We start from the raw sequence: 21,786 nt of genomic DNA on the forward strand, positions 1-21,786 counted from the left end.
GCAACCGGTGGATTATCGACCTGGTTCGAAACACTGGAACCACTCTTGGATGCCTGGACAGTGTTACCATATCTGCCGATGTTGATCCTGCCACCGTTAGGGGAAGGTTCGCTGCTATATGCAGACATGGAATATCCTGCATCTATTAGTGAACTTGCTACCGCATCTGCTATCCATTTACCATTTGAGTAATGACCTGCTTTGCTCTTGAGATGATAGTCACGGGAATTAACGTTCGAGTTGGCGGGATCAACACATAGCGGATCAACATTCAGGTTATTGGCCATAGTGAAACCACTGCCATATGTCTGTCCATTCTCGTTATTATAAAAATCGTTATTCTGAACAATGAATTTGCTGTGTGTCGGATCAGTATTCCATATTCCAACCCCTGATCCGGAAACAGACGAGTCATCATCGCAGTTCATGATGATATTATTCCTCACAATGGTCGTATATGTGACATCCTGTATCGGTCTGCCGGGTCTGCTGAACCACTTTATTGCTGCGTGTCCTCCATCGTCGAAAACATTGTTCTCGATAATTGTATTGTCAAAACTGCATAAAACTATAGCGGCATTACTGTATCCGGTGTTGGTTTTATATTGTCCCACATTAGTGAAAATATTATGATGGATGTGTACATCTTTTGCATGGACCACATCATCCGGATAAGATGCAGACATCCAGACCGCAGCGCCATTCATCGTGTGGATCCTGTTATTATATATCTCGATATCATCAAATCCGGTAGTGCCTGTCGTTGATGTTTTATCCAGCTCTATCGCGGGCCCTGTCGAATCACCCACGATCGCAGAATAAAAGGTATTATCATATATAGCTGCATTTTGTGCACCTGTGGAAAGCCGGCATGCTCCATTGGTCCTGGTAAATACAATGTTCCCGGAAACTACCATGTCACTGCATAAAATGGCATAGAAGGCATCGTGACCCATTTTGTATACGTCGTTATCTGAGAAAGTTATGTGATTGCTGTTTCTGATCTTCAGCCCGTCACTGCATCCCCATTCCAGGCGCATGTCGGAAACTTCGATGTTTTCAGCACCATCAAAGTACATGAGGATATAATAAGAATCTCCAAGACTGATCCCTGACTGGCTTTGACTATTTCCGTCTATTGTGAACCCTGTGATAGTTATATCATCATCTGTCCCTACGTTGGCAATGAGGGGAACGTTTTCAGACCAGCCTGCATTTGCAACAAGTTTTATTTCAGCGGTCGAGTCACCTGTAAGAGTAGTGCCTGCTCCTATGTCCAGAGTGTTATCGATCCAGTATGTATTCGGACCCCTTAAGTATACAGTACCACCGCCGGTACTGTCGATATACGCCAGAGCTTTGTTTATTTCAATATGATCGTTTGTCCCGTCACAATTGAAGTTGCCGCTTCCGTCAGTATCAACATATACAGTAGCTGCTGAAGACAAACCGGAACAGACGATTGAAAAACACACAATGCAAAATGAAAGGATAATTACTGAATTACAGATTTTCTTTAATGTACAAAAATATTTATACATTGAATAATAGTAATTTGTTAAAGAAGTGGATAATGATGAAAATAGTAATTGAAAGGTGAGACCAAATGCATATACTGCAATTAGCAAGATGTGACGGGATTTAGACCATCTATGCAAACCGAACCCTTTATTGAGTTTTTTATGGACATATTCGAACATATTTGCCTCCCATTTTTGCCGATCATATATTATTGTCAGACTGAATATGGGAATAGAAGCAAATCTATTGAATATAAAAACTATCTATATATATCTATACTAAAAAATATAACTACTGGATTAATAAAGAGTTGGTAATTTCTAATTTAGAGGTGACGTTATGCAGTTGCCGACTAAAGATCCATTTCGTTTGACTTTTTTTGCTGGAAACATTATACTCCTTGTTTCAGATAAGCGTTCTAATTATCCGTTTTATAGATCTGGCAAATATCATAAAGGACGACAATGATAACACTTGTTTTGCGATCGGATTCTGATCATGAACTGTCTGTTCTTGGGACTTTTCTTTCAGGTTGCTGGGGTTACACTATTTTTTTCAGAGATGACCTGCTATGACAAAAACCTTTTATATTGAAACGTCTCTTCTTATCATAATGATGATGAGATAGATGGGCTTCATGCCTCAGTTAGGATCTACCGGATGAAACAATGATAGCCAAAGTCGTCCAGAGAAATAACCCCAAAAGATCAAAGGATTCCCTTTATTCGGCTATCACAGGCATTGACCTGCGATTCTGGAAAAAACCCCGTCGCTCCTTTCCACCATACGATCCACTGATGCATGGCCCGCTCATCGAATATTCTGTTCCTGAAGGATATACGGAAATTGAACGATACTGGGTCAATGAGCCCTACTCATTCATATCCATTCTGAAAAAAAAAGATGTTAACTATTTTCATGTAGTAGAGCCCGCATTAACAACCTATGAGAAAGAGTTGCTGGAGATGCTCTACGATGACCTCAAGGATTTACTTACGCTTGGAAAGATGGTAAAGAGGGAAAAAAAACTGGAAGTTCTGACCGAGCATGTGCTACAGCTTTTTAAAAGGTATCATGCAGACCTTGATATTCCATCCATGCATCGCATCATGTATTACCTTGAACGTAACTTTATGGGTGAAGGCAGGATCAATTCACTACTCATGGACCCCTTCATCGAGGATATTTCCTGTGACGGGCCAAAGATTCCAGTCTTTCTCTATCATGCACGGTATCGCAATATAATGACAAATATAGTTTATGAGGAGTTGGAACTCAACTCCATGGTCATTAAGCTTTGCCAGAAAAGTGGTAAGCATATCTCGATCGGAGAACCACTGGTCGATGCAACTCTTCCCGATGGCTCTCGCCTTCAGGCGACCCTGGGAAAAGAGGTCACTACAAGAGGGAGTTCATTTACGATTAGAAAGTTCCGTGGGGACCCGATCACACCCATAGATCTTATCAACTACAACACATGCACTGTCGAAATGATGGCATATTTCTGGCTGGCTATGGAAAACGGGAACAGTGCATTATTTGCAGGTGGAACGGCATCAGGCAAGACCTCCATGCTTAATGCTGTTTCCCTTTTCATTCCACCCTTATCAAAAGTGGTTTCCATTGAAGATACTCGGGAACTCATGCTGCATCATGACAACTGGATAGCTGGAGTGACCAGGGAAGCCATATCTTTTTCGGACAGGGGAGAGATCTCCATGTATGACCTGCTCAGATCCGCACTCAGGCAAAGACCCGAATATATACTCGTGGGTGAAGTGCGAGGAGAAGAAGCTCTTACTCTGTTCCAGGCAATATCCACAGGCCATGCAACATATTCCACCATCCACGCCGGCGATGTGCAAGCAGTTGTCAGCAGGCTTAACAGTGAGCCTCTTAATGTGCCACGTGTGATGTTACACTCCTTAGACATTATGACCATCCAGCTGCTAACTTTCGTGGACAATGAGAAGGTCAGAAGAACAGAGAGCGTTGTAGAGCTCACTGATATGGATTCCATAACAGGGGAATTACTTGTGAATGAACTATATAAATGGGACCCGCTGGCTGATATGTTCCATCGTTCCGGTGAATCCCATGCCCTGAAAATGGTAATGCAGGCACGCGGATGGAATCAGGAGAAGCTGGAGCAGGAAATGGACGATCGTAAACTCATACTAGAGTACATGAGCAGAAAGCAAATGCGTGATTATGTTAGTGTATCACTGGTCGTGCAGGCATATTCGGCAAATCCTGCAATGGTATTGAATGCTATAAAGAACGATATGCTCCTGGATATGATCTCGCAGAACATTTGAGAAGGGGAATATAAATGCACAGCATCCTGCAAGCAACGTGTGACCTCTTCAGACCATTCGTATCCAGAGATAATGACCGCTACATCCAGCTTCGATTACAACTGCAACGGGCTAGTATGAAAGTTCTTGCGGATGAATATATTGTACGTGCCTACATATACGCTCTTTTTCTTGGAATTCTGGCGGCATTCTTCATATACACGGTATCTAAGGGAACCGTGCTCCTTGTTTTTGCTCTGTTGTTAACATCCGATCCACTCATATACGAAATTATGGACCCTTTCTACTGGACAATGATAGAAACCGGGTTCAGCTTTGTGGTCATAGCACATATTACCTTCACAACATGCCTGCTCATCCCAGGCGTCAAAGCAGGGATAAGGATTGGCGTCATCGATCAGTCACTTTCCCATACAGTTGCTTTTCTATATGCACTCAGTCGCGGGGGCGCTATTACAATATTGGATATGTTCAGGTCATTAAGTGAACATAAAGATATTTACGGAGCTTCTGCCGCAGAGTTCACTAAAATAGTGAATGACATAGAATATTTTGGCACTGATCTGCTAACGGCATTAAGTAATGCTACTCACCGATCCCCTTCGGGGGAGATGAGGGATTTTCTGGAAGGTCTTTCTTCTGTTCTGTCAAGTGGAGGAAATATTGGTGCCTACCTTGGTTCGAAAAGTAAGTATTTCCATGACAATGCTATGAAGCAGCAACGGATGTTCTTTGAAACACTGGGTGTTATGGCAGAGGTCTACATCTCCACTTTTGTAGCAGGTCCTCTTTTTCTCATGACCATACTTGTGGTCCTTGGGCTTATAAATCCCAGCAGCACAAAAATACTCTATATAATAATTTATTTGATAATTCCGGTTAGCACTGTTACATACCTACTTCTTCTGAATTCTCTTACAGGACCCGGGGAAAAAAAAACCGAGATATACAAACTGGATAGGTATCTTAAAGAATTCAATAATGTTCTGCTGAGAGAAGGTACTGAAGACGAAAAGAAAAAAATAAAACGCATCAAGTTGTATGAGAAAGCCAATAAAATAACCGCTCGTCTGCTTCATCCAATGAAATGGATGCAAGCAAATCCTAAACATACTTTATTGATCAGTATACCCTTAAGTATAGTTTATTTGCACTATAATTTGAATAAACATATCGATTTTATTCATCTAACTTCCATTTGGGATTTTAATATAGAAACTCTTGCATCGATCGACGGGCAAATATTCAGCGCCATGCTCATAGTTGTGATCCCATATGTGATCTTCTATGAACTATGGCACACCAGGATAACAAAAATCGATGAACAAATACCTGACTTCCTGAAGAACCTTGCCAGCATGAATGAATCCGGCATGCTTTTGACCGATGCAATTGCTTTTGCAACACATTTGAAGATCGGAATACTGCATACTGAAGTGAGGAGGATGCATAATGAACTGTCCTGGGGTGCCACTCTTTCCGAAGCGCTGAAGAAATTCGAATATCGCATTCGGACAGAGATGACAACAAAAATAGTATACATTATCATCAAAGCCACGGAAACCACCAGCAACATTATGAATGTGCTTACTATTGCAGCTACTGATGCTGAAGTGCAGAAGCAGTTGAAGAAAGAACGAAAATCAGAGATGTTTGTGTATGTGTTCATCATTTATGTTGCCTACGGAGTGTTCCTATTCATAGTATACATCCTTGCAGCATATTTCCTTCCGTCCATGCCAGTTGCAAGCGCAAGTGCAAATATGGCTATGCCCCTTATTCAATTAGTGGATCTGGACGAATACAATGTGCTTCTGTTCCATGCAGCTATGATCCAGGGACTTTGTTCCGGCCTTGTTGCAGGTAAAATGGAAAGAGGGGAGGTAAGTGCCGGATTCAAATATTCGATAGTCATGATGCTCACTGCTTATTTGGTATTTATGACATTCTATTAAGGAGTAATATATGTATTCGAAAGAAAAAGGCCTGATAGAAAATTGTGAGGCGGTATCCGAAATAATAGGAGAGATCCTGCTAACCGGCATAGCCGTGATCGCATTTTCGGTCATAGCTGTTTTTCTGCTTTCTCCACAAGGTTCCGTAGAAAAACCGGCACTTGATATAGATGGTTGGGTGGATAGTAATACTGATACTATATGGTTCAGGCATATAGGAGGAGAAAGAGTTCAAGCTGATAATATAAGGGTCTTTGTGGACATCAATACTGACCGCTATGAAATAAACCCACAGCAACTTACAACCCTGTACACCAAACCTTTATGGGAACTTGGTGACACTATCGGCCTGGACACTTCAGCTCTTTGGGGAAGGGACATAATAAACACTGATCAGATATATGTGGTAATGGTGCATGTACCCTCTAACACGATCTTAAAAAGTGGTATGGTCCTTGGGAATATAATGGGACAAAGCAGCGGTAATCATACCCTTCCCGGAGTACAGACCTACCCGGTCTCAGTGTGGAATTGCAATGAAGGTACTGGCAGCATATTACACGATATAAGAGGGAACAATGATGGAACGATCTATGGTGCTACCTGGGGTATTGGTGTCAAAAATAATTCATTGGTGTTTAACGGGAACAATAATTATGTAGCTGTTCCACATGATCCATCCCTAAACTTTACGGATGAACTGAGCATCCTATTCTGGATGAATTGCAGAAATGTGATCGGCACGAATGCAATAGTAGGAAAAGGAAGCAATGAGGACGACAATTTTGATGTGTTTGTGACCCAGAGGGAACTTCTCTTAGAGTGGAATGATAGTAATACCAATTATGTACAGACTTCTGACATGAGCCTGTCTAACAATTTATGGTTCATGATAGGGATCACTTTTGATAATGATGAGATACGGTTCTATAAGAATGGCCAGTTTATTGAAAGTGCACCAACCAATGGTGTGAAGTTAAAACCCAATACAAATAATTTATGGATAGGAAGACAGAATTCCGGTACCTATAATTTCTATTACAGAGGCAGGCTCGACGAACTTGCTCTTTATAAAAAAGCTCTGTCAGATGAAGAGATAATGGATTATTACAACGCTACGATGCAATCCTGAGATGGTGGAAATGGTGCAAAAGCTATATACTCAGAGGTCAGAAGAAGCAGTCTCCACAGTTGTATCCGCCATTCTTCTGCTGGCATTGGTAATTGCTTTGATCACGTCAATAAATGTGCGATATGTTCCACAGTGGACAGAGGATGCTGAGCATTTGCACATGCGCAGTGCCATTAAAGATATGTCTCAACTCAAGTCCGGGGTCGATCTGATGCTTGCAGCTTCTGCTACGGGGGACGAGTCTTTTTCGGCAGGTATGCCTCTTACCATGGGTGGTGGGGAAGTACCATTCTTCAACCCATCTTCTTCGAGTTCCACTTTGTTACTTAATACGCGAATGATCAACATGTATCTTACTACTGAATTGAACGGAGTGACCCAGGAAAGCGGAGACTTGATGAAAAACATGGGCAGTGTGGATTTTTTGTCCAACAACGATCATTATCCAAACCAAAGGTTCTCTTATGAGTGCGGAGGATTGGCAATAGGCCAAAACGATCGCTCTGTTATGAAAATGGTTCCGCACATTAGTGTTAGAAGGTCTGTGAACGATACTATTGATGTGACCGTAGATGCTGTAAAACTTTCAGGTTTGCAGAGGAGCATAAGTAGTAATAGTATGGAAGAAGTGTATTTTACATATAGCGATTCAGACTCGATCTATAATGGAAGTGTACTTGTAGATGAATTGACACTGCTTGTGGAAACTGAGAATTCTATGGCATGGCAGGGTTATCTGGGCAGACTTATGCAAGCTTCGCACCTTGATGCCGGGCAATACAGTATAAACTCCAACGCTACAGCAACTATTCTCTATATTTCAGGAGACGCCGGTGCTGACATAAGACCTAGAGTAAATGTGCACGATTTTAATGTAAGCCTGAATATACTTTAATTACTTTTTTACTCAGTTTTTTGATAAGGCTTAAGTCTTTTGAACACGATGTAATTGAGGGGGGTTTTGTATGATCAAGGAAGCCATGCTTTACGATAAACTTGAAGGGAACAAGGTCCATTGCAGGGTTTGTAGCCACAGGTGTATCGTAGCTGATGGCAGGAGAGGATTTTGCAGGGTCCGTGAGAATAGGAATGGGATCCTTTACACTTTGATATATAGCACTGTTTCCAGCGAGGCAGTTGATCCTATCGAAAAAAAACCTTTGTTCCATTTTTACCCGGGCACACTTGCATATTCACTGGGTACAGTAGGATGCAATTTCAGATGTAAACATTGCCAGAACTGGACGATATCCCAAATAGAGGTCGATGGAGCCAATACAGTGGAGATCACACCTGAAGAGGCTGTACAGAGGGCACTTGCTGTAGGTGCAAGGACTATTGCATGGACCTATAATGAACCTACTATCTGGTATGAGTATACATATGACTGTGCAAGGCTTGCAAAAGAAGCAGGGCTTGCAACCGCATATATTACGAACGGATATATTACCGCAGAAGCACTGGAGCATATATCTCCATACCTGGATGCATTCAGGGTGGATATCAAGGCTTTCACCGAGGATTTTTATAGAGAGGTTGCCAGTGCAAAACTTGGACCCGTGCTGGAATCGGCAAAACTTGCCCGTGGACTTGGAATGCATGTGGAAGTTGTGAATCTCGTGATCCCCGATCATAATGACTCTTCCGATGAGATCCGGAACATGGTAAGGTGGATATATGAGAACCTTGGACCTGACACTCCTTTACACTTCACGCGTTTCCATCCTCAATATCACATGTCAGGTCTTTTGCCGACTCCGATCCGGAAGTTGGAAGAGGCACACAGGATAGCTACAGAGGAAGGCATGAAATTCGTTTATATTGGAAATATGCCAGGTCATGGTTATGAGAACACTTATTGTCCAAAATGTGGAACGCTATTGATCCAAAGAAATGCATTCTCCTTGCTTGAGTATGATATAACTCAGGCCGGGGCATGCCCCAAGTGTGGGGAAGCTATTCCAGTTGTTAGTGCGGCGTATGATGAATGAGCAAACAAATCAAAACAAGAAACCGTAATCAATATGGATGACGAAAAATGATGGTTTTATATTGGTCAACCTCATAGATCTACTGGAATATATATAATGGTTTCAACTTGCACCTGGTTTCTTATTATCCGGACAATAATTAAGGCACTGCGAACACAAAGTTTAAAAACAATAAGTGCATTAAGAAGTTCCGCGCGTAGGGCGCTGATATAAGCCGCCATAACTCAGTTGGTAGAGTGTCTGGCTGTTAACCAGAATGTCACAGGTTCGAGCCCTGTTGGCGGCGTTTTTAATTTTTTTCACGGAGGGCCTGTAGCTTAGTCAGGTTAGAGCGCCCGGCTCATAACCGGGCGGCCACCGGTTCAAATCCGGTCAGGCCCACTGAAGAATATTACCTAGTCCTAAGCTGTTACTGCTTTTTACTCTTTTATTTTACAAAATACTATATATGTGAGAAATCTATAATGAAAAGAGATTAATAAGATATATTCTTAAAAACATCTGAATCCAGTTCAGGTTTTTCGTACTACCAACAATCCAACGCCGGAACTGGTATTTACCTCTTTTAGTTTCTAACCCACATGGCTATCTTTACCTTATGTTTTTGTTTGTACGTGGTTCAATAGTAAACAATCTTAACACTATCCCACACGGAATAATTAATATATTAATAATTATATATTGGCTTTTGCTGAGGAACTAGATAGAAGCATAGTTTCCCAGTATATTGGTATTTTAGTGGCTTAATCAAATCCTTCTAGCTCATGCATTCTGGATCTAATTCGGCCACTGAAATGCTATATTGTGGAATGGACAAAAAACGGAGGTGAGATAAATGGTAGTAAAAGAGCAGAAGAAGACTGGATCTAAGAAGCCAGCACAGGCAGAGCCACTTTACCACACATACCCATCCGGTGGTTCATCAAAGAGAAAGTAATTGTGTACATATTAACACAGTTGCTCAGTGGGAGGGAAACCTCCCATACCATTCTGATCAGGATAAGGTGTCTGTAAATCAAGATGTGGAACACATAGATGGTATATGATATAAATGAAAAATGTTATTTTGAAAAACGTATTTAGAAAAGTAAGTATTGGATTCACAGGACTGCTAACCATAGCGTTGGTTATCGTGAAGGCCATGGGATACTTGGATATTGAATGGCTTTGGGTATTTGCACCATTATGGTTGCCTGTGGCTGTGGTTTTGGGTTTGATGTTGATCGTTCTAGCTCTGATAGCAGTAGCGCTCTTCTTAGCTGTGCTTGCTTATCTTGTTGTAAATGCTGTGAAGATCGCTTACCGTATAGCACCATGAAAATAAGGTGGATTGGGCTGGTTGGGTGCTACGAAGGGATAGTTTTACTCGGCCATACTTCACCTGAAACTAAAAGACCATGGTGGGAGACCTGGTAAACACGACTTCTGTATAAAAGTGTATGAAAGTGTTTCCAGTGAAGTAGAAGAACGGTGGCCGGGCTTTTATCGAGTGGACAAAAAGAGATACCCAGCCAGTTGGACATACTACATAGTGTAGGAATGTCGATTATGCACCAGAGATCAGATACTTAACAATCTCCTGTCTCTGTTCCTGCAAGTTCTCGAAGGCCTTCTTGTAGTGGACCATGTTATATAATGCAAGGCTTTCGTCCTCTGTGGATCCAAGTTCTGTCCCCTTCTTTACTTGGCTCGTCTTCTGGTTTGATCTTGAGAGTCTCATATTCGCCTATGATAAACTTTAAAGTATACGATTCATTTGGGTATTCATATAGTGACGATTTCACTGCAGAAACTGCACTGTTTAAGCCATTCGATGAATGTTGTCCCTGGTAGCAAGCTCAGGGGAGAAGTGCCTTTTATGGTCCCCACAGGTGCACAGGGTCTACAGCTTCAGTTTTCATTTGAAGCATTTGGTACTAATGTGGCAATAATTAATCTTGGGCTCTGTAGAAATGTTCATTTGAACAATATATGTAACCTTGACATACTTGTCAAGGTTATGCACTAATAGTTTCAATTTAACTTCTTTTGCTTGATTCCAATACTTGTTTGCCTTTACTTCTTCCCCATCTTTCAAACAAATTAAGAAAGCCTTATATATGGGTCTAGAGTGGTTTTAATTGTGGTAGGTATGAAAAGTAAAAATCGTGTAAAGAAGGTAGCTATCGTACTGGCTACTTATCTGCTCATGATCGTTGCCTTAGTATTGGTTTCGGGCCTGATCTTATAAGGCAATCGATATAAGAAAAACGATCCTGGCATAGACAGTAGCGAATATAAAAGAACAAGGAACAACTTTCGATTTTCTATTTTTGATCGTATCCAGTTCAGGGTGTGAATTTCTAACTCATTTACCCTGAACCGGAGTCCCCAATTTCATCCTTTGTTTTTTTCGTGCATTATTGGTGCATGCTCCATAGGAGGTTCTGTTTCCGCATTTTGGCATTCTCAAGATGCAAATAAAAATATGAGCTCCTTGTATTTAATAACTTCCACATTAAATAATAACTGAATCTGCTAATAGTCAATGATTGTATACGTTTTATACTACTAATATACTGTCAAATCAACAATAAGATCTAGCAGATGCTGATTTCTTATTGAGAACTTTGAACAAAAAACTGATGCCCTCTTTTATCCCATTCTGACCGATGCTTGTATCTATACGAATAACCTACTGAAAAGAGTAACAAAAGAACATTATACAAATATTCAGCATATAATACTTTTGCAGGAGATGGAAATCCTTGATAGCACTTCGGTTTTACAGGATTTATGACATAGGCTGGGAAATAGATCTCGACTGGCTGGAAAGGGAACTTGCCCAAAGCTTTCTCATTGCAAGGACAAGTTTCCTGCGTGTCAAGCCCAAATCCATCATACTGGACGTGCCACCCCTCTTGATTAGAATGGGTCGCTCCACCGTGGAAAAGGAGGGCAGGACCTTTGATTTCACCGTGTTTGCCCGTATCTTTGATATGGGGGCCATCAGCCTCTGTTTTGCTTATGAAAGACCTGAAAAGGATTTTGCTCTTCTGGAAGAAACTGCGCTCCTTTTTGCAGAACAGGAAGGACTTTCCGACCTGTTTCTGTCACACCTTAAGACACTCACAGACATGCTCAAACCTCATATAAGAGGTTTTGCTTTAAGCCCTGATTTTTTTGAGGACTACACAATATATCTTACGGATTGGATAGATGGATCAATTGATCCTTTACCCTTGCTGGCAGGAGAAAAAAGAAACTTTTCCCCTCAGATGAGGGAGGAGATCCTCAAAGGTACACAAAGTTATACAAAAGAAGATCTTGCTATACTCTCCTGGGACTCGGCCCTGCTATGTAATCCGGACAGTCCCACAGATCTTTTCGATCTCATTGAATTTGCGAATGTGCAGGTGTTCGAACTGCGCTACTATGACCGGGAACTGAGTCGACAGATGGGGAAAATGTACGATGACATCGTGCTTGCCGACAAGCTTCCTCCTTTTCGAAGAAGGCATCAGTATCGATTGATCATGACGCAGCTGATGCAGAACAATGCAGAGATATCTGAAGTTACAGAAAAGGTAAACAACCTTATCAAGGTCACAGAAGACATTTACTATGCCAGAGTCTATGCATCTGTCTTAAAAATGCTGCGCAGCAGCCAATGGAGTGAAAGTGTTAGCCACAAGATCGAAGTGATCAGGGACAATTATTCCATGCTTTCCGAAGAAGTCCGGATCCAGCACTCCAACTTCCTTGAATGGATAGTTATAGTCCTCATCGCCCTTGAAATTGTTATGGCCATTTTGGAAAGATTATTGTGAGTGGGACTAATGCAGTAGAAGGCCATTTAAAATAAAATAAAATAAACTATGAATATCCCCTGACCATTCCCACAAGGGATATCTCATTTACGAAATAATTTAGTAATTATGCTGCAGAAGGCAGTTCTTTGCAGCGGATCACAGTGTTGGTGTATTTCTGGATGTTCTTTATCCTGTAAACTTCCCTGCTGGCAGCAAATGTAAAAGCCCTTCCTTCTTTTCCAGCCCTTCCGGTCCTGCCTATCCTGTGAATATAGGACTCGGTATCCTGCGGAATGTCGTAATTGAATACAGCTTCGATATTCTTCACATCTATGCCACGGGAAGCCACATCTGTAGCCACAAGAGTTTCGATCGTTCCATTCCTGAAACCGGACATTACTTCATCCCTCTGCCTCTGGCCCATATCGCCATGTAACCCATCGGCCAGGTATCCTCTCCTTCTGAGAGTGCCTACCAGTTCATCCACACCTTTTTTGGTGTTGCAGAACACGAGGGAGGACTTCATATCATAGTTATCTATGACCCTGCAGAGTATATCGTGCTTTGATCTACCTTTTGTGTCAAAATAGAACTGTTCTATCTGAGGAACATTGATGTTCTTCTGCTGGGTCTTTACCAACAAAGGTTCATGCTGATATTTGGTTGTCAACTTCATGATGGGTTTGGGCATGGTTGCAGAAAAAAGGATTGTCTGTCTTCTTTCAGGAGCCTTGTTCAGGATAAGTTCTATATCCTCTCTGAATCCCATATCCAGCATCTTGTCAGCTTCATCCAGCACAAGCATTTTCAAATTGTCAAGTTTGAGGGTGTTACGCTCGAGATGATCCATTACCCTTCCCGGGGTACCTATGACTATATGGACACCTTTCTTTAAAGTCCGGATCTGTCTTTCTATGGCTTGACCGCCATATATGGCCTGGATCTTTATATCCTTATATCTCGAAAGCAGGTTCATCTCTGCAGCAACCTGATTTGCAAGCTCTCTTGTAGGACATAACACGAGTGCTTGTACCTTCTTCTGGTTGATATTGACCATCTCCAGTGCAGGTATTCCAAACGCTGCGGTCTTACCTGTACCTGTTTCGGCCTGTCCTATCACGTCCTTTCCTTCAAGGATATAAGGAATAGCCTGTACCTGTATAGGAGTAGGATCCACGAACCCCATGGATTCTATTGCTTTTTTGATATCTAAAGATAAATTTAAGTCGTTAAATGTAATTTTATTCATATTAAAATTCCTGTGTGGCAATCACACAATTACGTTTTTCATGCGTCAAAACAGATAATAAGAAGGGTGACAGGAGAATATTTTCGCCTGCACACCTAAGAAAAAATATGGCTTAGTTGCTGACTTCAGCAAATGCGAATTTGCGCATTACTTTTGTGACCTTTATGGTCACTTCATCGCCTACGGAAGTACCTGGCACAAATATTACAAAACCGCTTACTCTGGCAATGCCATCTCCCTCTCTTGCGAGGTCTTCGATCTTTACTTCATATTCTTTTCCAGCATCCACTGGGGCAGTTGGTTCATTTCCAAACAAATAATTCACGTCCTTATATTAGCTTAAGAGACCCAACTATAACGAAAACATAACGGAAAAACAGCATGTACGAGAAAGTAACACTATTTAATGCCAGTACGTTTATCTACACAGTTTATATCTTAAAGCAATCTTAAGTGGGACTAATCATATATAAGACTATTGATGGCATTTACTATTCCAACTATTTATTGCATAATACTTCGTAGATAAATAACTTTAATTTAATTCATAAAGAGAACTATGGTCCGGCAGGCAATTCAAATATAAATGATGAACCTATTCCCAGTTCACTCTCAGCCCATATTCTCCCGCCATGCAGCTCGACCAGCATTTTTACAAGATAAAGGCCTAATCCGGTTCCCTCGTATTGTCTGCTACTTGAAGAATCAAGCTGTCTGAATGTTTGGAACAGGTTCTTTATGTCCTTTTTTGCAATTCCGATGCCAGTGTCCTTTACATCAAATCTAAGCATGTCTGCCGATCTTTTTGCAGAGACGTGGACCGATCCATCATTAGGAGTGAATTTGATAGCATTGCTGATAAGGTTGTAGAGGATCTGTTTGAACCTCACCTTATCAGCCTTCAGCATAAATTGTTCTTCCACACTGAACTCCAGAGAGATGTTCTTCTTTGTTGCAGTGATCATCATTATCTTTTTCACTTCTTCGAATGCATCAAAGACCATAAAGTTCTCCATGAACAATTGCATTCTTCCGGCTTCTACCTTTGATAGATCAAGTATATCATTGATAATGGTAAGCAAATGTTTACCACTATTGGAAATATTCTTCAGGTACCCTACTTGTTTCTTTTCCAGATTATGCGATGAGATCTCAAGCAGCATATCTGAAAAACCGATAATGGAATTAAGTGGTGTACGGAGTTCATGGCTCATATTTGCCAGGAATTCACCTTTCGTCCGATTTGCAGTTTCTGCTTCTATCTTTGCTTTTATCAGAGCATCTTCCTTTTTTTCAAGTGAATCCAGCATGCTATTTATTTCAGTTGCAAGGTATGATATCTCATTGTTCCCTGCCTGTGACAGGCGTAGCGAGCTATTCTCATGTTCGCCTATCTTTTTTACCTCCTTACTGAACCCATAGATGGGAGATATGACGAATTTATCCAAAAGTAAAAGAGTGACCATCCAGAAAATATAGCCTACTCCGAAAATGAGCAGAACAATATAGTCTTTGGTTTTTATCCCTTGAAGATAAATATCTCTTGTATCTTCTACCTTCCAGATAAAGGAAGGCTTCCCATATATATCATTTAATAACTGATATCCTTCGATCCTGTATTCATCTATTGGGTTTACAAATACATGAGAGTCAGAAGGATTTAAAAGCAGTTCTCTGTGATGGTTTTCGGAAATATTCGTATCCTTTATTTCATAGACTGTAATAGGCAGACCAACTTTTTCACTCATCTTTTTTATTAAACTCGAATCAAGATAGCGTCCCATGATAAGAGTTCCTGCTACAGGGCTTTCTCCTGAACTATTAAGGATGGGAAGGGAAGATATCAGCATCGGACCTTCTGACAGGCTGATCATTCCTGAGATCCGGCTATTCGCATCGGGATGTGATAGAATAAATCCATTTGTTGCTATTTCTTTTTCGAAGTTAGTAGGCAAAGGCACCTCTTTACCAGTTTCAAGATCTACGTTCCTGGCAAATACTAAACGATGAGAAGAATCAAAGAACCAGATCGCATTGATCTGTAAATTTATTATGGTCTCATTTTCCAGATTAGATGGTATATAATCATTTTCCTGCCCCTGCACAAAATAGTAGGTGTCATCCCACTGTGACCAGTCCCGATTTATTGTCTCAAGGTGGGATCCAGCCGTTTCAAGTTCAGACAATGTTATTCGTAAGTGCTTTGCTGTTTCTTTTTCTTCCAGTTGAGTGAAACTATGCATCATTATGGTTTGTGTAGCAAGATAGAGGCAGATAAGAATCAAAATAAGGGTCGCAGAAAATATAAGGGTTGTTTTATTGACCAGTTTCATGAAACCACATTATAAATTACACTTGTTTTGTTAAGAGCAGAAGATCAGATATATTTGCTAACTATTATGCTAAACGTATATATTTTTTTATGAATATATAATCTATCCATAAATAGTTATTGTAGAAAAAGTGCTATCAAGCTCAGATCAACGATAATGCATAAGCACAAGTTGCGTTTAATTGCAAGGCTGGAAAGCTTTGCAAATAGCTTTTGCGTCTACTTGCATACTTTGCTTCTTTTTACACATACCGCTTCTATAAAAATTGCAGACAGCACAACAAAATTCTTTACTCGCAAGTTTAGCAGTCACTTTTTCCTTTTGTGCATCTGTGATTTCAAAGTCCCTGCGATGCTTGTATACATTCCAATCCTTATAATAGATCATATTCACAAGTATGGAAATGGCGGGAGGATTCCAGGAACTGTATCTCTTCTCTTTTTTGGAAGTACTATATGCCGCCTGCTTTTCTCTCTCAGCCAGACGTCTGTATTTTTCGTCCACTATGTCCTGAAGCTCTTTCTTAAGATCTTCTGCCTGCGGATTTTTTGAACCACAGGTCAAAGCTTTAGAAATATAGTTGAGTGCAGCCTCGTATTCCTTCAATGCTTTTAAAGCCATACTCTTATTGAAATAGATCGGACATAGATTGTGCACTTTCCCCAGATCAATTACAGCATCAAAGAACCTGATAGCTTCCCTGTGATCTCCTTTTTGGTAGAAAAGAAGGCCCATTTTATTGAGAGCAGATGCGTTTTTGGGCTCCATTTCCAGAGCCATCCTGTAATAGTGTTCCTTTTTCCCAGGATCTGTTTCCTTGTCTCCCATCAATACATATTTTTGGGAAACGACAGCCATTTCCCTTTTAGCAGGTTCTTTTTTTGAGTTCATTTGTCAGATACCTTTTATTCAAGTAGTAGAATACCGATACACTTGATGACGGAAGCATCGCAAAAAACAAGTGTTTCACCTACCATGTCCATAATTTTACCTACATTGATACCCGCTGCTTCCGGAGGGAACCTGCGAAATTCCGGTTTTCTGCATTTTTCAGCACAAATGTCACATTCATTACACGCACCAGGCCGCAGTAACTGTGCATAGGTAAAACCTTGCCTGAATGCAAGAAATTCCAGCTCCAGCATTTTATGGAACGCTTCCCTGCGCAAATGGGACCACGCTTTTAAAATGTCGGGTTCATTTGACATATCATGCTCTTCAATGAGCAGCAGGGCATTACTGTATTCTGTAAGGGTCTTCCTGAACTCATCCACGTCCATTACGTGGGGAGGACAGCTTAAGCGCTTACCATATCCCCTACATCCGTATTCACACTTAAGTCTGACCCGGTTTTCCACCAGTATGTCCGCAGCTTTTATAGAATATACTCGCAGGCCAAGCTCCAAAGCTCTTCCAATAAGTATGTCCTGCTTTTCATTTATGGGCATACTCGTATTCTTTATATCAGCCTTCAGTGAAGACAACTTTTACTTCCTTTACATCCCACAGAGCTTCCAGTTTTTCCACAAGATCCTCCTTTATGGCGTTTGCGAACTGATGACTGGAAGGCAGATCAAGGATAACTCTTATTATCCCTTCTTTGACCTCTATCTTGGTGACCAGTTCCGTACGTACTATGTCAAGCCCTGCCATAGGATTCATGACATGTTTAAGTCTGTTCCTTACAACCTCTTCTGTGGTTGGCTCTTGCTCACTTACCAGGCCGTGCTTTTCCTCATAATCTCGTATCGCAGACCTCAATCCCTCCACAGCCAGCACCGAACAGTGTCTTTTCACAGGAGGCAAACCTCCCAGTTCATCGGTTGCTTCCTGCCAACTGATCTTCTTTGCCTCAGCTATGGTCTTTCCTTTAGCCATTTCGGTAATAATGGATGCAGTGGCTATGTTGGAAGCACATCCATAGGACTCGAATTTAATATCATCTATCACAGTGGTTTCGGGATTCACTTTAAGGTATACTGCAACCATGTCCCCACATGCGGGGCTACCCTCCAGACCTTTGCCATCTGCATCCTCGAGCTTACCCACATTCTTAGGATTGCGGAAATGCTCCAGCACTTTCTCAGTATAAGGGAACTTCATGTTATCACCTCACTTTTTTGCATATAGCGGACTTATCTCTCTAAGCCTCTCCACTATCTCCTTTAAAGCATCCAGGACCGCATCCACGTCTTCCATTGTGTTATACCTGCCGAAACTGAATCTAAGGGAGCCGTGAGCCCTCTCATGATCACCGCCGATGCCCAGGATCACATGGCTTGCTTCCAGTGACCTGCTAAAACATGCGGATCCGGTGCTTACTGCAAATCCTCGCATGTCCAGATGTAATGTCATAGATTCTCCCTCTACATAATGGAATGTCAGGTTGGCATTCTGTGGTGTGCGGTTGGTACGGCTACCGTTAAGTGTAACATGGGGAATTGCCTCCAAAGCCTTGCTGATAGTATGATCCCGCATCCGGGCAAGCCTGACGTTCTCTTCAGGTGTCACAAGTTCCACCGCCTTTGCAAAACCCACTGCACCCGGGATATTTTCCAGGCCTGCCCTGCGGTTTGATTCCTGGTAGCCTCCATCCATCCACTTTTCTATGGGTGTGCCTTCACGTATATAGAGAGCACCAACTCCCCGTGGACCATGTATGGTATGCGCAGACATTGTCACCAGGTCCACAGGCAATTTTTTGACGTCCAGCGGCACACGAGTGAATGTATGCGTGGCATCACTATGTAACAGCACATCTTTTTCACTGCACATCTCTGCAATGGCTTTGATATCCTGTAGTGTACCGATCTCCTGATTGGCATGCTGGATGGATACCAGTGCAGTTTCTTTGGTTATCAGGCTGCCAAGCTGCTCCAGATCTGCAGATCCTTCGTTGTCCACATTGAGGTAATCTACTTTGAAGCCCTGTCTTTCCAGGCTCTTTGCAGTGTTGAGCACCGGGAAATCCTCTATCCGGGATACTATTATATGTGAACCTTTTTTCTTCCTGAGAGCAGCTGTAACACCTTTGATGGCCATGTTGCTGGACTCTGTTTCTCCGGAAGTGAACACCAATTCTTCTGCTGATGCACCAAGGGTTTTTGCTATTGATTCCCTGGCATCCATAAGCCCTTCCTTTGCATCTATTCCCATGGAATAGCCAAACTCCGAAGTCGCTACTGCATAAGTATCAAAGAAATAAGGCTTCATAGCTTCCAGGACACGCTCGTCCAGGCGAGTGCTGGCTGCATTGTCCAGATAAGTTATCTTGTCTAACATATTCTATCTCCATCAAATGAAAAGGGTAATACTGGCATCTTTTGCTTCATGTATGTATGTGCCTACTGCTCCGTACTCATCTATCCATTCAGTACGCAATTCTTCCTTTTTGATCCCCATTATCTCCATGGTCATCTCGCAGGCTATGATCCGGCCCCCTAGCTCCTTGTAATCCTGCATGAGCTTTTCCAGAGAAGCTACATTGGCTTTCTGCATCCTCTTTTTCACCATCCATTTGCCCAAACCCAGCATATGCATCTTTGACAGGGGACCTGCTTCAAGACCACCTTTCTTAAGCCGCTGCAAACCCCAGAAAGTGAAATACAGGGAGGATTCAAGGCCCATGGAGAGTGCACCATTGCCTATGATCAAAGCACTATATATCTTATCCATATCCCCGCTATGTACTACAATTACAGCTTTATTCCCCATTTGACCACTACCTTCGTATTCTTATCTTCCATTCGTTGCCTTTGTCTTCCACTGCCAGCACATCAAGACCCAAAGACTCGCATGCCATGGGAATTTCCTTCTTTGATGCCGGATGTGTACCAATTACTACAACCTCATCTCCAGGAGATGCTTTGCGAAGCGCTTTACGGCATTCCACAAGTGGCACCGGGCACGTCTGGCCCCTTACATCTATCTCTACTATAGCTATACTATCACCCCACTCCTCTATGTTCACAATTGTTAATATTCCTTCTCATCAGAATACATTTTACACCTCATAGAAGTCATTTCTATGAGTTCATACTTTTCCCCTCTTCCCCCAAACACGTATATGTGCATACCGGATCCATGGAGCAATGCAAAAGCACCCCGATTATCCGCACCGCAATATTCAGGAGTGGAGAACAGGGACAGTAGTTTTTTGTCAAAATGCCATTCATATCCTGACATAAGTGTACTGTGTGCTCTTATCATCATTCTAAGCCGATTCACTTTAAGGAAGTCTTCAAAGATGTCCCTGCCAAACTGGTGTATGCCAATTCCTCTTGGTGAAAAACCCATACCTTTATGTTCCCAAGGATCGTTCCAGAGAAATTCAAATGAATTTTCCTTACTAACATCATCAATGTTACAAGCACCCGGAATACCAGCATGTACGCAGAAGATCCCTTTTGGGAGAATCGCTGCAACTGGCATTTTTTTAAAGACAGAGGTCACATCTGCCAGTAGTTCTTCATTTCGGTCTATCTCATTAAAAAATCCATATTTTCGGTTCATTTCCGGACTTTCGTGATTACCTCTAAGCAAGATAATGTTCTTCCAATCCTGTCGCTTCATTTCAAATAAGCTAATCAGCACATCCACAGATCCATTTCCTCTATCCACATAATCTCCGAGGAACAGTATTTGTGGACAGCTAAATGCTCTCCACATGTAGATTATGAAATCAAGGGCTTTCTTGTTGCCGTGCAGATCGCCTACTACCATGCAGGGTAGTCTTCCAGCTATCACAGGTTTTTCCAGGATCAGGATATTCTCCATTGCTGGTAGTATTCTGGATAGTTTCGTAAGGCATACGGGCATTTTCCCCACCCCGGGCAATTTTCAGCCAACATTGATGCCGATATACTAATTATTGCTCTTTCAGTATCCTTTTAATATACAGCAATCCAACTATATTGATCAGTATAATAACGAAAGCTCCTATTATATATCTAGGCTTCCAGTAATCTGCCGGATCTGGGTCCGAAGTGTCCATACTGAACACAACAAGCTGGTCTGAGCCGGGTTCTATTTCCTTCTGGAAAGTCTCAGATCTTGTATCATCCGGGGTAAACTTCACTGTATATTTTTTCTCTCTGCCCAGGCCGATGAATAGATAATTGTTATCATTGGAGGCTTGTTGTATCAGTTTTCCCTCATCCCAGAGTTCAACTGTACCCTTGGAGGGTCCACGTACACCCAGGGTTGTATGCTCCTTTATAGGGATTTGAAGACCATCAGAATTCTTTAATCCGTTAGGCAGGTTCAGTATGCTCAGAATTGTGGAAGCAATGTCCTGTTGCCCATATTCTCCATAAAGTACTTTTGCAGGTACGTCCGGTGCATGTACTATGAAAGGTACCATCTGGGCTTCATCCATGCCTGAATACGTATCTGACTGATGACCGCCCTTACTATCAGATGATGTGAAACCCATTCCATGGTCCGCTGTAAATATGAATGCAATATTATGTTCTGTGCACATTTCATACAATGGAA

The 21,786-nt window shown here is 41.8% G+C and carries 21 protein-coding genes and 2 tRNA genes; 10 read left to right on the forward strand and 13 right to left on the reverse strand.

All coding sequences use genetic code 11. The features are described 5' to 3' along the window. On the reverse strand, positions 1–1,475 hold a 1,475-nt coding region (locus ACCM36_RS08800), incomplete at its 3' end, for a right-handed parallel beta-helix repeat-containing protein (protein ID WP_370573382.1). A gap of 714 nt (positions 1,476–2,189) precedes the next feature. Here ACCM36_RS08800 and ACCM36_RS08805 point away from each other — a divergent pair. The 8 genes from ACCM36_RS08805 (at position 2,190) to ACCM36_RS08840 (ending at position 10,235) form a co-directional block, all read left to right on the forward strand. Further along, positions 2,190–3,839: a type II/IV secretion system ATPase subunit gene (locus ACCM36_RS08805; RefSeq protein ID WP_370573383.1), complete on the forward strand. Its 1,650-nt coding sequence runs from the start codon at positions 2,190–2,192 to the stop codon at positions 3,837–3,839. 14 nt (positions 3,840–3,853) lie between these two features. After that, entirely contained in the window at positions 3,854–5,794 is a 1,941-nt protein-coding gene (locus ACCM36_RS08810; protein WP_370573384.1) for a type II secretion system F family protein, read from the forward strand. Positions 5,795–5,804: 10 nt separating this feature from the next. Continuing rightward, positions 5,805–6,926, forward strand: a complete 1,122-nt coding sequence (locus ACCM36_RS08815) for a LamG-like jellyroll fold domain-containing protein (protein ID WP_370573385.1) — start codon at positions 5,805–5,807, stop codon at positions 6,924–6,926. Positions 6,927–6,936: 10 nt separating this feature from the next. Further along, complete coding sequence (locus ACCM36_RS08820) at positions 6,937–7,821, forward strand: hypothetical protein (RefSeq protein ID WP_370573386.1); 885 nt, start codon at positions 6,937–6,939, stop codon at positions 7,819–7,821. A gap of 70 nt (positions 7,822–7,891) precedes the next feature. Beyond that, on the forward strand, positions 7,892–8,917 hold the full coding sequence (gene amrS, locus ACCM36_RS08825) for an AmmeMemoRadiSam system radical SAM enzyme (RefSeq protein ID WP_370573387.1): 1,026 nt from the start codon (positions 7,892–7,894) through the stop codon (positions 8,915–8,917). A gap of 213 nt (positions 8,918–9,130) precedes the next feature. Then, positions 9,131–9,203: transfer RNA gene (locus ACCM36_RS08830), tRNA-Asn, on the forward strand. 20 nt (positions 9,204–9,223) lie between these two features. Beyond that, positions 9,224–9,298, forward strand: a tRNA-Ile gene (locus ACCM36_RS08835). A 670-nt stretch (positions 9,299–9,968) separates the two neighbouring features. Beyond that, complete coding sequence (locus tag ACCM36_RS08840; RefSeq protein ID WP_370573388.1) at positions 9,969–10,235, forward strand: hypothetical protein; 267 nt, start codon at positions 9,969–9,971, stop codon at positions 10,233–10,235. Between the two features lie 228 nt (positions 10,236–10,463). On the opposite strand, the gene ACCM36_RS08845 is transcribed toward ACCM36_RS08840, so the two are convergent. Next, entirely contained in the window at positions 10,464–10,637 is a 174-nt protein-coding gene (locus tag ACCM36_RS08845) for a hypothetical protein (RefSeq protein ID WP_370573389.1), read from the reverse strand. A 51-nt stretch (positions 10,638–10,688) separates the two neighbouring features. Between ACCM36_RS08845 and ACCM36_RS08850 the strand changes: the two genes are divergently transcribed. After that, entirely contained in the window at positions 10,689–10,925 is a 237-nt protein-coding gene (locus ACCM36_RS08850) for a hypothetical protein (protein ID WP_370573390.1), read from the forward strand. 739 nt (positions 10,926–11,664) lie between these two features. Beyond that, positions 11,665–12,726: a hypothetical protein gene (locus ACCM36_RS08855; protein WP_370573391.1), complete on the forward strand. Its 1,062-nt coding sequence runs from the start codon at positions 11,665–11,667 to the stop codon at positions 12,724–12,726. Positions 12,727–12,832: 106 nt separating this feature from the next. Here ACCM36_RS08855 and ACCM36_RS08860 read toward each other — a convergent pair whose 3' ends face one another. From ACCM36_RS08860 to ACCM36_RS08910, 11 genes are all read right to left on the reverse strand, one after another. After that, complete coding sequence (locus tag ACCM36_RS08860; protein ID WP_370573392.1) at positions 12,833–13,894, reverse strand: DEAD/DEAH box helicase; 1,062 nt, start codon at positions 13,892–13,894, stop codon at positions 12,833–12,835. Between the two features lie 175 nt (positions 13,895–14,069). After that, positions 14,070–14,273: a TRAM domain-containing protein gene (locus tag ACCM36_RS08865; protein ID WP_321418256.1), complete on the reverse strand. Its 204-nt coding sequence runs from the start codon at positions 14,271–14,273 to the stop codon at positions 14,070–14,072. 241 nt (positions 14,274–14,514) lie between these two features. Continuing rightward, positions 14,515–16,290 carry a CHASE4 domain-containing protein gene (locus ACCM36_RS08870; RefSeq protein ID WP_370573393.1) on the reverse strand — a complete coding sequence of 592 codons (1,776 nt, stop codon included), beginning with the start codon at positions 16,288–16,290 and terminating at the stop codon, positions 14,515–14,517. A gap of 177 nt (positions 16,291–16,467) precedes the next feature. Beyond that, positions 16,468–17,181, reverse strand: coding sequence for a tetratricopeptide repeat protein (locus tag ACCM36_RS08875; RefSeq protein WP_370573394.1), 714 nt, complete (start codon positions 17,179–17,181; stop codon positions 16,468–16,470). 14 nt (positions 17,182–17,195) lie between these two features. Then, positions 17,196–17,774 (reverse strand): DUF2284 domain-containing protein, encoded by a 579-nt coding sequence (locus ACCM36_RS08880; protein WP_370573395.1) that lies wholly within the window; start codon positions 17,772–17,774, stop codon positions 17,196–17,198. Continuing rightward, positions 17,755–18,393 (reverse strand): iron-sulfur cluster assembly scaffold protein, encoded by a 639-nt coding sequence (locus tag ACCM36_RS08885; RefSeq protein WP_370573396.1) that lies wholly within the window; start codon positions 18,391–18,393, stop codon positions 17,755–17,757. Before ACCM36_RS08885 ends, ACCM36_RS08880 begins: the two co-directional genes overlap by 20 nt. A 9-nt stretch (positions 18,394–18,402) precedes the next feature. After that, the gene (locus tag ACCM36_RS08890) at positions 18,403–19,572 is read right to left on the reverse strand and encodes a cysteine desulfurase family protein (protein ID WP_370573397.1); all 1,170 of its coding nucleotides are present in this window, start codon (positions 19,570–19,572) and stop codon (positions 18,403–18,405) included. Positions 19,573–19,584: 12 nt separating this feature from the next. Next, the gene (locus tag ACCM36_RS08895; RefSeq protein WP_370573398.1) at positions 19,585–20,004 is read right to left on the reverse strand and encodes a DsrE/DsrF/DrsH-like family protein; all 420 of its coding nucleotides are present in this window, start codon (positions 20,002–20,004) and stop codon (positions 19,585–19,587) included. Positions 20,005–20,011: 7 nt separating this feature from the next. Then, complete coding sequence (locus ACCM36_RS08900) at positions 20,012–20,233, reverse strand: sulfurtransferase TusA family protein (RefSeq protein WP_370573402.1); 222 nt, start codon at positions 20,231–20,233, stop codon at positions 20,012–20,014. 32 nt (positions 20,234–20,265) lie between these two features. Beyond that, positions 20,266–21,108, reverse strand: coding sequence for a metallophosphoesterase (locus ACCM36_RS08905; protein ID WP_370573399.1), 843 nt, complete (start codon positions 21,106–21,108; stop codon positions 20,266–20,268). A 49-nt stretch (positions 21,109–21,157) separates the two neighbouring features. After that, a partial coding sequence (locus ACCM36_RS08910) for a sulfatase-like hydrolase/transferase (protein WP_370573401.1) occupies positions 21,158–21,786 on the reverse strand: 629 nt, incomplete at its 5' end.

Origin of the sequence: Methanomethylovorans sp. (assembly GCF_041305605.1) — an archaeon.
In the GTDB taxonomy this organism is placed as follows: Archaea; Halobacteriota; Methanosarcinia; order Methanosarcinales; family Methanosarcinaceae; genus Methanomethylovorans.